At 36.8% G+C, this 10,151-nt stretch carries 7 protein-coding genes; 2 read left to right on the top strand and 5 right to left on the bottom strand.

Annotated features, from left to right (window positions below):
• Positions 1–44 precede the first annotated feature (44 nt).
• From P20495_RS13440 to P20495_RS13460, 5 genes are all read right to left on the bottom strand, one after another.
• Entirely contained in the window at positions 45–1,337 is a 1,293-nt protein-coding gene (locus P20495_RS13440) for a metallophosphoesterase (protein WP_008135149.1), read from the bottom strand.
• A gap of 56 nt (positions 1,338–1,393) precedes the next feature.
• Positions 1,394–4,180 (bottom strand): TonB-dependent receptor, encoded by a 2,787-nt coding sequence (locus tag P20495_RS13445; protein ID WP_008135147.1) that lies wholly within the window; start codon positions 4,178–4,180, stop codon positions 1,394–1,396.
• A gap of 397 nt (positions 4,181–4,577) precedes the next feature.
• A complete protein-coding gene (locus tag P20495_RS13450) occupies positions 4,578–5,939 on the bottom strand; it encodes a hypothetical protein (protein WP_008135145.1) in 1,362 nt (453 codons plus the stop codon).
• 222 nt (positions 5,940–6,161) lie between these two features.
• The gene (locus P20495_RS13455; protein WP_008135144.1) at positions 6,162–6,992 is read right to left on the bottom strand and encodes a GGDEF domain-containing protein; all 831 of its coding nucleotides are present in this window, start codon (positions 6,990–6,992) and stop codon (positions 6,162–6,164) included.
• Between the two features lie 152 nt (positions 6,993–7,144).
• Positions 7,145–7,729: a YqaA family protein gene (locus P20495_RS13460; RefSeq protein ID WP_008135143.1), complete on the bottom strand. Its 585-nt coding sequence runs from the start codon at positions 7,727–7,729 to the stop codon at positions 7,145–7,147.
• A gap of 671 nt (positions 7,730–8,400) precedes the next feature.
• On the opposite strand from P20495_RS13460, the gene P20495_RS13465 reads away from it, so the two are divergent.
• Together P20495_RS13465 and P20495_RS13470 are read left to right on the top strand one after the other, a co-directional pair.
• Entirely contained in the window at positions 8,401–9,192 is a 792-nt protein-coding gene (locus P20495_RS13465; protein WP_008135141.1) for a DUF4198 domain-containing protein, read from the top strand.
• A gap of 12 nt (positions 9,193–9,204) precedes the next feature.
• Entirely contained in the window at positions 9,205–10,140 is a 936-nt protein-coding gene (locus P20495_RS13470) for a hypothetical protein (protein ID WP_008135138.1), read from the top strand.
• The last annotated feature ends 11 nt before the right edge of the window (positions 10,141–10,151 follow it).

The following is a 10,151-nucleotide window of genomic DNA, read 5'->3' as shown; positions in this document are numbered from 1 at the left end:
AAAAGCCAAGCACAGCTTGGCTTTTGTTGTGTTAAGCTTTTATATTATTGTGTGCGTTTTTTAAACCTAAATTGCCCCTCATCTATCAACCCACCACTTAAGTTTCGCGGCGTTGTATAAAAACTAACTTTAAGTTGATCTTGTTGATTATCAATATTTATGTGACTAAAGCCCCAAACAAAGCTCTTTGACCACACTAAATCATACTCCGGATATTTTTGGGCTTGAAACTGTGCAAATGGGGAATGTTTACCACGCATTTTTGAAGCTGCACCAGATATTATAAGCGGTAATTTGCCATGACTACTGCCGCTATCAAACTCAGAGCAATCATCAGTTAACAGTTCTAAATCGTGTTCATGACCCGCAATATAGCCATCAGCATATTTACATAGTGTTGGCATTAGTAAACGCCGTAACACATGTCCTTCTGTGTATTTTGTACCACCAATTGACCATAAAATATGATGTCCATACACTAACTTCCACTTAGCCGTTGAGTTAGCAATTTCTTTTTTTAACCATCCTAGTTGCTTAATATCTTCGCCATTTTTCGGTCCTTCGTGCTTATCATGAACTTCAAGCTTGGCTGCACCACTTTTAATTGCTTGTTGTTCATTACCTTCACTGCCATCAGGGTTAAGCGGCACTTTATAGTATGTTTGCCCCGCCAACAGCATATTTGTATCTAAAACGAAAAATTCTACGTCGTTACCTGGCGTCCCTTTTTTATAACTGTAGTACCCTTGTTCACCCATAAAAAAATTAGGTTGTTGCGCCATCCACTCAGTTTGTAATGCCACACCTTTTCGAGAGCTGCGCCAGTCATGGTTACCTAAAGCAGAATATACAATCAAAGATGGATCAGCATCGAACAATGGTTTCAAAGGGGCATAAATTAAATCATGTAAACGTTTTTGATCATCTTTACCATCATTAGCATCTGCGCCATCGGGGTAAACATTATCGCCTAATTGAATAGCAAACTGACACTCTTTGCTTTCACATAATTTAGCCATAGCTAGGCCAACCGCTTGTGCACCACCTTGTTCGGTTGCTATATCTGTCCCCGGATACACATAAATAGGAGCATGATCAAACTCTTTACGTGGTCGATAATCTTCAAGCCAATCTTGTAATTCTTTGGCTATAAATTCAGTTTTGTTTTTGGGGTTTTTAATCTGTTTCTTTTTGGGGTAGTCAACGTGATAGCCGCCATCCCCAAAAGCGATAAAATTTATATTTTTACTAGGTGTTTTTTCAGCCTGCGCACTGCACGCACTAAGTAACATACAACAAGCAAATGCAAGTGGTGAAAGAAGTAATTTGTTCATCATTTTATATTCCACAAAAAGGCCTACTTATATCAAGTAGGCCTTTTTCGTTGTGTAAATTAAAGAGAGTTAATAGTAAACCCTAGCTCATAAGTACGACCGTATGATTCATATTGGTAGTTGTATTTACGCTCACCATGATAAAGATACAAAGGCTCATCGGTTAAGTTTTTCGCATTAAAGTAAACATTAACAGAATCATTTATAAAGTACTTACCGCTGAAATCTAATTGCGTGTGACTATCTTCATATACATTCATGTCAGCATCTTCAAATTGGAAGCTTTCACTCTTATAAGATGCGCTCAAACGAGTGCTAATTACATTGTTTTCATAACCAACAATAAAGTTACCTATTTTATCTGCTTGATTTGGTAAGTCATCGTCAGCATTAATAAATGTGCCATTTGCACTAATTAAAAAACCAGAATCAAACGTTTTACTCCAGTTAAGTTCAAGCCCTGTTAGTGATGCAGAGCCACCATTAACCATTTGCACAACTTCTTGGTAACCATTCCATTGGCCGTTATCTTGTACTTCTTGCTGAACAATATAGTTGTCGATATCTTTGTAGAACAGCCCCGCTGAAAGTACCCCAATACTGCCTGGGTAGTATTCAATAGAGGCATCGAGATTCATTGATTCATAAGGGTCTAAATCGGGGTTCCCCACTTCAGCTTTACGCTCAACGGAAATTACGCCGTCATCTTCACTGCTTTCAGATTCAATTAACTGAAACGCCGCAGAATCTTTAAATGAAGGGCGTGCAATTGTATTTGTATAGGCAAAACGAGAGACTAATTTATCACTGTGCTCATAGCGCATATTTAAACTAGGTAAAAAATGATCATAATCTTTTGTGGCTTTCCAAGGTGTGCTTGTAACTACTTCCGTATCGTTTACATCATCAGTTAATAGCGCGACCTGATTACCTTCAGTATCAAATTGAGTTCCTTCATAACGAAGGCCTGCGACAATTTGTAACTTATCAATATCTAACGTTACCATTGCATAAGCTGCAACAATATCTTCATTACTGGTATAACTTGCACCATCGGACTCAACTTGTGAGTCGTTTTCGTTCAGTTCAAATGCACCACGATTATTATTCACAAATTGACGGATAGCTGAACGATTTAGACCAGGACCAAATTCTCCTAAATCATAGTCGGGGGCAGACGCAGCGAAGTCACTCGCGAGTGCTCCTTGTAAGTCATCCTTATAAATCCAAACATTTACATCGTTACGTTTTTCACGGCTTTGATATTTAGCGCCAAACTTGAATTCACCATTGTTATTATTCCAAACAAAATCACGACTGAAATCAACCTTAAAGGTCATTGCTTCATCTTCACTAAGATTGTCGTTAGCCTCGACTTTATCTAAAACAAAATTGCTCATGTCGTTAGCATTAGATGATTGAGATAAGCTTGGTATTTCACTTTGTGCAATATAACCCAAATCAAGCCCTTCACCCGCAAAGCTTACATCTAAGCGATCTGGCTCTTTTTCGTCTGACTTTGAGTAACCGACGCTGTATTCAACAAACCAATTGTTTAATTGATGCTCGCCACCTGCGACCAATGACAAAATGCTTTGTTCTTCATAACGATCTTTCGTATCTCGGTCCATTTCAGCGTCAGAAAAAGAAGCGCTGTTATTATCATGTGTATTAACTTGGCCATCGCTAAACTTAAACTCTTTACGCTGGCGGTATTCATCATCCGAGAAATCACTGTAAAGTGTGCGTAAATAGTATCGATTTGCTACACCACTGTGTAAATCAAAGTTAAGCGCAGCACCTAAACGCTCACGTGTAATTTGATATTGGCGTTGCTCAATCTCTTCTGCTCCAAAAATTTTTATATCTTCACCCGTAGCGTCATCTTCAACTTTAAATTCGCTCCAGCCACCATCAGTTTCAACATTACGAGAACCAAAGTCACGTTTAAACCATGAAATAGCAGTCGCTACCCCTAAATCCAAACCGTTATTGAGTTCATAAACATCTGTAAAACTTGCCGAAAGTTTAGGGCTAGTGTCCGACTCAAGTTCATTATATGAACCTTGTGCGGTGAAGCTATAACTCTGCCCTGATTTATCAAAAGCACTTAAACTTTTAACTTCAATTGAGCCACCAATCGCACTTGCATCCATGTCGGGTGTGACCGTTTTACTTACTTCTAAACTTTGAATTAATTCACTTGGAATAACATCCATTGCCACACTGCGAACCCCTGCCTCGGGAGAAGGTACATTAAGGCCATTCACGGTCACATTATTTAAATTAGGATCGATACCACGAATACCAACAAAACGTCCTTCACCTTGGTCTCGCGCTATAAAAACCCCCGGCAGGCGCTGTAAAGCTTCCGCTGCATTTTGATCTGGGAGCTGACCAATTGAATCAGCACTTACCACTGACTTTAGGTTACTGGCATTTTTTTGTCTGTTAATCGCGCCAGCTTGCCCTGCACTTTGACCATAAACAATAATATTATCAATCGCATCCTCTTGCTCACCTATTATTATTTGTTGCGTGAACACGTTTTCATCAACAATTTTTATTTTTTTCTCTACCGAGGATGCACCAATATAATCAACCATTAAGGTGTAATCCCCTGCTGGTAGATTATTAAATGAGAAAGTACCATCACGCCCGCTGACTGTTTTTAGGTTTAGTTCTTTTACAGTAATTTTTGCACCACCAAAGTAAACACTTTGACTTGAATCGGTAATGCGTCCTTTAACGGCGCCATCAGCTAAAACTGGGGTTGTATATAAAATGCCACAACATGCTAATGCGAGACTCGACTTAATAAAAGGTGATGATTTAAAAGGGTTCATAATGTTTCTCTTAATTGCTGCTTATGATTAATAGGCCATACTGGCTCGGCACGGACATCCTAATTACAGAAGATGAATTAAATATGTCAGTGTTTTTTATCTCCTATTTAAACCATGTGTTTATGTTGTTTTTTTTACAAAAAAACGACAACGTGAGCTAATTTGACTCCCCTTAATTTACCTATAATTACGGTTTGATAATAAAAACTACAAACAAAATAGAGCTAAAATAATAAACGATTAAATATGTTGAGCTGTTCAGACTCTAACTTAACTAAGACATCTGTTTACGACCAAAATACAACCTGTCTCAATCAACAAACAAACCTGTTATTTTTAATCAAAAAAAAGCCCCAAGTAAAAAATACTCAGGGCATGTAACTATTTTTAAAACTAACTATTCAACACTATCGGTGATCGTACGTTCTAAGGTCATTTTATAACCTGAGCTCGTTGTTGTATCGTGCTCTAAGATAAGTATGTAGTTTCCTTCTTGCGTAAAGTCCATATCGCTTTGTTGGATAAGCACAATTTGCTGCCCGTTATCCTCAAATACTGCATAAACAGTGTAAATCTCGTTGTCTACGACTTGCTCTTCTTGATCGTATTTATCAAGCCCATCAACAACATTACTTGTGTCTTCTACTGTTTCACCGTTAAGTGTAAAGTACACGTCAACTTCAGAGACTGATTGACCTGCATAATTTTCAATTAAATTTACAACTGATACCGTATGACTATAACTGCTAGGCGTAAGGTTTTCTTCTACGCTCATCATACGAGGACCATTTTCTTCGTCGTTATAAAAAATCCCCACTGCACTTTGTTCACGCTCTAACGTCATTAAAAAGTTATCAGCAAGCTTGGTGCCTTCTTCGTCATACATAGCAACACTGTAGCTGTTAGGCGATAATTCAACATAGTTAGTATAAGTATCGTTGGCTACTGTATCTGTTGTTAACTCTGTAGTACCACGAGTAATTGAGAAGCTAACAGGTGAATAGCTATCCATTGTATTAATGAATCGTAATTGGCCTTGTGCATCTTGATGATTTAGCTCCGTGACATAGTTATTATCAGTCACTATATCAAGCGTAATACCGTTTTTTTCGGTTGCATAGCTTGGACGGATCATAGCAACGTAGCTTGCTTCGTCGTAGTAATAAACTGAAGGTGATTCAAAAATAACATCCGAACTACCTGCCGCTGTCACATAAATTGTATAATACCCTTCTTCAAGTGTTTGCAGATCGGGCTCAGTCAAATACTGCGCAGAGGCAAATAATGTTGCGCTTTCAAATACACCATCATCCGTAGCTATATAAATATCATAGTTATTATTTTCATTCGTGGTATTAAAAAAACCTAAGTTAAATTCATCAGTGTCACTAGAGATAGGCACGCTAAGCTCTGTGAATATAGGCTCAGCAAAATCGCCACTCATCACAATTAATTGCGTTTTATCACCTTTAATCGACACTTCTTGTTCACTAATGGTTATGTAACTGTCGTTGGCATCAAGGTACTCAAAACTTACATCATAAGTGTCAGTACTGTAGTTGTGACGAGTAGTTACATCAGCAAAGTCAGTACCTGAACGCTCTGTTTCATCAATAAATAGTCGAGTGTATGGGCTGTTATAAGAGCCATTATATAATTGAATATAACCGGTATCACTTGAGCTATCATCGGAGCCACAACCGGCTAAGATAGAGATTAAACTAAGTGGTAAAGCAGCTTTAAACAGGGAGTTGGTCATTAGAGTTATTCCTTATTATTAAAATCCCTTTTATGACTCGAATACCCTATTTTAATTTCATAATTTACAAAGCATTACTCGCACTGACACTTCCTGACGTAAACGTTAAAAAGTGTATGAAAGTGTCTTTAATATTGATAATAGATTACAAAAGGGAAAGTTTGAGGGACAACCACAGCAAATGCTTAGCGTTTTAACGTCTGCGTTTAGAGGTTGAAAAGATCAGCTCACTACATACCTATTACGGCCAGTTTCTTTTGCTTTATACAAAGCAAGATCAGCTCGCTTCATTACCTCATCAAACAACTCTCGTTCAATGCGTTGTGCAATACCTATGCTTACAGTTATAAAGCGGTCGTTTTTCACATTAATTGTATGAGCGAGCTCTAAAATAGTTTGGGAAAAATCAGTCACATCATTAATATTACTTGGGGGGAAATAACCGGCAAACTCTTCACCACCAATTCGAGCAAAAATACTCGTGTCATCAAATAAAGCATTCACTTTATAGGCAAACTCTTTAAGTATTTTGTCTCCCATATCGTGACCGAAGTCATCATTTATAGATTTAAAATGGTCTATATCAATTATTAAAAGAGTGTATGCGGGTGTCGTCACATTTTTCACATATCGATAAAAACAACGCCGGTTATGCACATTAGTCAAATCATCCATAATGAGCTCTTTAGCTAGCCGATTATGCATTTTTTGCATAAATAACATAGTTTTAAACAAGCCAAAAGCGGTTATTGTCATGCCTATAGTTCGGCATAAATCTTCAACATACAAACTTACCCAGTAAGGCGGTATAACTACCTCATCAAGCACATCAGCCGTAATACCGACAATCCATAATAACAATCCAGTGCTTACATAAAAATATGCTTTTTTAGCTAACTTTGAGCACTGTACAACCCAAAAAATAGCAACAATGACTATTAAATTAATAACATCCGTCGTAAAACCATAAATATTATTTTTAAAATCTAAAAAAGGGAAATTCATTAAAGAATAAGCAGAAAACACCAAAATATAGGAAAGAAGTATAAACATTAAAAGCTTATTCAGCTTAGTGAGATGGACAAAGCGACTTAACTTTATACTTACTATTTCGGGATTCATTATCGTCCAATTTTACGTTAGGCTATATGAGCAACACGTAAAATTATAACACACGTTCAAAATTCAGATACAAAACCACTGCGTTAAATGAGTGTACTTACCCCCCATGTCCCTAGTATTAAAACACTTAAACCAATCATAGCCTTAGTTTTATGTTTACTAATTATCCGTTCAGCTTGATTACCCGCGTAATACACAATAATAGCCAAACTAAAATAACGAATAGAACGTGCAATAGCACTGGCTAACAAAAATAACCAAATTGAATATTTAGTTGCACCAGCAGCAAGCATCGCTATTTGAAAAGGGATTGGTACAATACCAAGCGTTATAACAAACCAAAAACCTTGTTCTTGCATTTGTTGCTGAACATTTTTAAATTGCTCTGGTGTTGAAAACGTATTAATGATCCAATCACCAACGGCGTCAAATAGGTAATAACCCAAAGCATAGCCAAACAGGGCTCCCACAATACATCCCAAAGTAGCCATAAATGCAATAAGCCAAAGTTTTTCACGTCGAGCTTGCATTAATGGCACTAAAACAGCCTCAAGTGGAATAGGGACTATGGTCGACTCTAAAAAAGACGCAACGGTAATACCACTTAACATATGCTTAGAATCTATAAATTGACGTGTTTTTTGTTTAAGTTTTTTTTGAATAGCCATTATAATTCCCTTCTATAATTTAAACTCTCGACAATATAAAGTAGAGGCCTTTATTTCTATTTATCAGATACTTAAAAAACAAAATATAAAGTCTATTTCACCTAAAAAACCACTACTGTAAATTTAACCTACAGAGATAAACCCACCAAAATCGAATGCTAATAAAGTTAAATTAACCTGAGATCTGGTTAAGATATTTACCAACGTATTGAATTATAGTGATATGTAAATTTATATTCTCTAGCCAGAGATTTTCAGTGAAAACAAGACGAACTTACGCGTCAATAGCTGGCCTGTTGCAAGTAAATTCAACGCAGTGAGCGCTGAAAATAGCTGCTTGAGATAGATTTATTATCCACAGTTCAGGTTAAATTAACCACCCTACAATCCAAGTAACAATATAACTAACTTGCGAAGTATCATCGCATATTCAGCTTAATACAGGATGAAAATACATATTTATGAGCAAGTCGCTATTTACTACATATGTTTCGCCTTATAAGCAATAAACGTTACAAGCTAAGTCCAAGGTTTTTACTGAAAACATATTCATGTAAAAAACACATCAATTAAATGAAAATGATATTGCGAATTGTTCGCATTTATATATAATGTGACGAAATTATTGCCCGCTCAACTGTATTATTTGTTTACTTAATTAGGAATTTATTATGCGTTTAAAAAAACTATTAACAGGTGTGATGCTACTCACAGTCTGTGCAACAAGTTATGCCCACACTCCTTATTTAGCGCCCTACTCTTTTGATGAATCAAGTCAAGATAACGTTACTTTAGACGCTGCTTTTGCAGAGAAATTTTTTGTTCCTGAGCTTGCGTTTAATAACAGTATTTTTACTGTTATTACTCCTAATGGTGAAACCATAAATCCTGATAATGTTGTTAAATTGCATTTACGTATGGTTGTAGAGCATCAGCTAAAAGAAGAAGGTACTTATCGCTTTAGCACAGGTAAACGCTTAGGCCGTGTGTTTAAAATGTATGAAATAAACGGTGTAAGAAAATCGCTAGAAAACCCAATGGATGCAATCCCTGAGGGAGGAAAGTTACTCGCCTTTTTCCAATCACTCACCTTAGCTGAAAGTTATGTAACCAAAGGTGCCCCAAGTGAAACAGCCCTAAAACCTTACGGTCAAGGCTTAGAGTTTATTGCTAAAAGCCATCCTAATGAACTTTTTGTTGGTGAACGTTTATCAATGGTTAGCGTGTTTAATGGAAAACCACTGGCTGACTTAACTGTTGATGTTTTTCAGGCGAACGATCAATTTAGCAATGATAAACCTTCCATCTCATTAAAAAGTAACGATAAAGGCGAGTTTAGCTTTATGCCACAAAAACAAGGCGTATACCTTTTACGTGCACGTTATAAAAGTGATGCACCTAAAGGCTCTCCGGCTCCTCAAATCAGTAATACCTACACCCTTGTTGTTGAAGCGACAGAATAAACGAGAAATAAAATGAACAAAATAATAACGATTACTTTTACTACTGTTTTAGCACTACTAAGTACAGTCACAAATGCAGCATCGCATAGCAAGTCGATTTACATAAACCAATACGATACCAACAATGACGGCAATGTGCACTTAGCTGAATTTGACAATGCCCGACAGAATAACTTTAACAACACTGACGAAAATAAGGATGGCGCAGTAAGTGAAAACGAATATGTTTTTGAATACCAAGACCGTATGGATAAACAACTAACCCTTGATAGGTTAGTGCAAGTTAAACAAACCACAGTACGCTTCAAAGCACTCGATAAAAATGAAAATGCTAAAATGGAATGGCAAGAATACCAAGCATCTGGTGTACGGAGTTTTACAAAATATGATGTAAATAAAGACGGCACAATTAACGACCTAGATCCTGAGCCAAAAAGAAAAACAGAAAAGAAAACGGTTGAAAAAACTGAGCAGCAATTAGCACAAGAAAAACAAAACAAATTAAACAGAGCAAAACGCCTACTTCGTATGCCAACAACGCACGATCGAAAAGGTTTTTTTATTAAATACGACCTAAATCAAGATAACATTATTACCCAAAAAGAATTTAACCAACGCCGCCGACAAGACTTTGATCGTGCCGACGAAGATGCTAATAATTGGCTAACAGAGCAAGAGTATATTTTTGAATATGAAAACCGTTTAGATAAAAAGATAGCCAGTACACGCAAAGCTGCATTAAAACAAACACACATTCGTTTTAATGTTTTAGATAAAGATGAAGATGGTGCAATGACCTTTGCTGAATACCAGCTGTCAGGGCATCGTAGTTTTACACGTTGGGATACTGACAAAGACGGTATCGTCAACAACCTAGATCCAGCGCCTAAAAAAAATGAATATGTGAGCAACAATAAAACGGCAAAATCATCAAACACTAATTACTGAATATTAAACGC

Origin of the sequence: Pseudoalteromonas sp. BSi20495, assembly GCF_000241185.1 — a bacterium.
Lineage (GTDB): Bacteria > Pseudomonadota > Gammaproteobacteria > Enterobacterales > Alteromonadaceae > Pseudoalteromonas > Pseudoalteromonas fuliginea.
The sequence above is the reverse complement of the archived record's forward strand: the minus strand, read 5'-3'. Positions and strand labels throughout refer to the sequence as shown.

What these genes read in the sequence shown, in the direction of transcription:
- P20495_RS13440 (WP_008135149.1), bottom strand. Translation starts at nt 1,337, where the DNA reads ATGATGAACAAATTACTTCTTTCACCACTTGCATTTGCTTGTTGTATG.
- P20495_RS13445 (WP_008135147.1), bottom strand. Translation starts at nt 4,180, where the DNA reads ATGAACCCTTTTAAATCATCACCTTTTATTAAGTCGAGTCTCGCATTA.
- P20495_RS13450 (WP_008135145.1), bottom strand. Translation starts at nt 5,939, where the DNA reads ATGACCAACTCCCTGTTTAAAGCTGCTTTACCACTTAGTTTAATCTCT.
- P20495_RS13455 (WP_008135144.1), bottom strand. Translation starts at nt 6,992, where the DNA reads ATGTTTATACTTCTTTCCTATATTTTGGTGTTTTCTGCTTATTCTTTA.
- P20495_RS13460 (WP_008135143.1), bottom strand. Translation starts at nt 7,729, where the DNA reads ATGGCTATTCAAAAAAAACTTAAACAAAAAACACGTCAATTTATAGAT.
- P20495_RS13465 (WP_008135141.1), top strand. Translation starts at nt 8,401, where the DNA reads ATGCGTTTAAAAAAACTATTAACAGGTGTGATGCTACTCACAGTCTGT.
- P20495_RS13470 (WP_008135138.1), top strand. Translation starts at nt 9,205, where the DNA reads ATGAACAAAATAATAACGATTACTTTTACTACTGTTTTAGCACTACTA.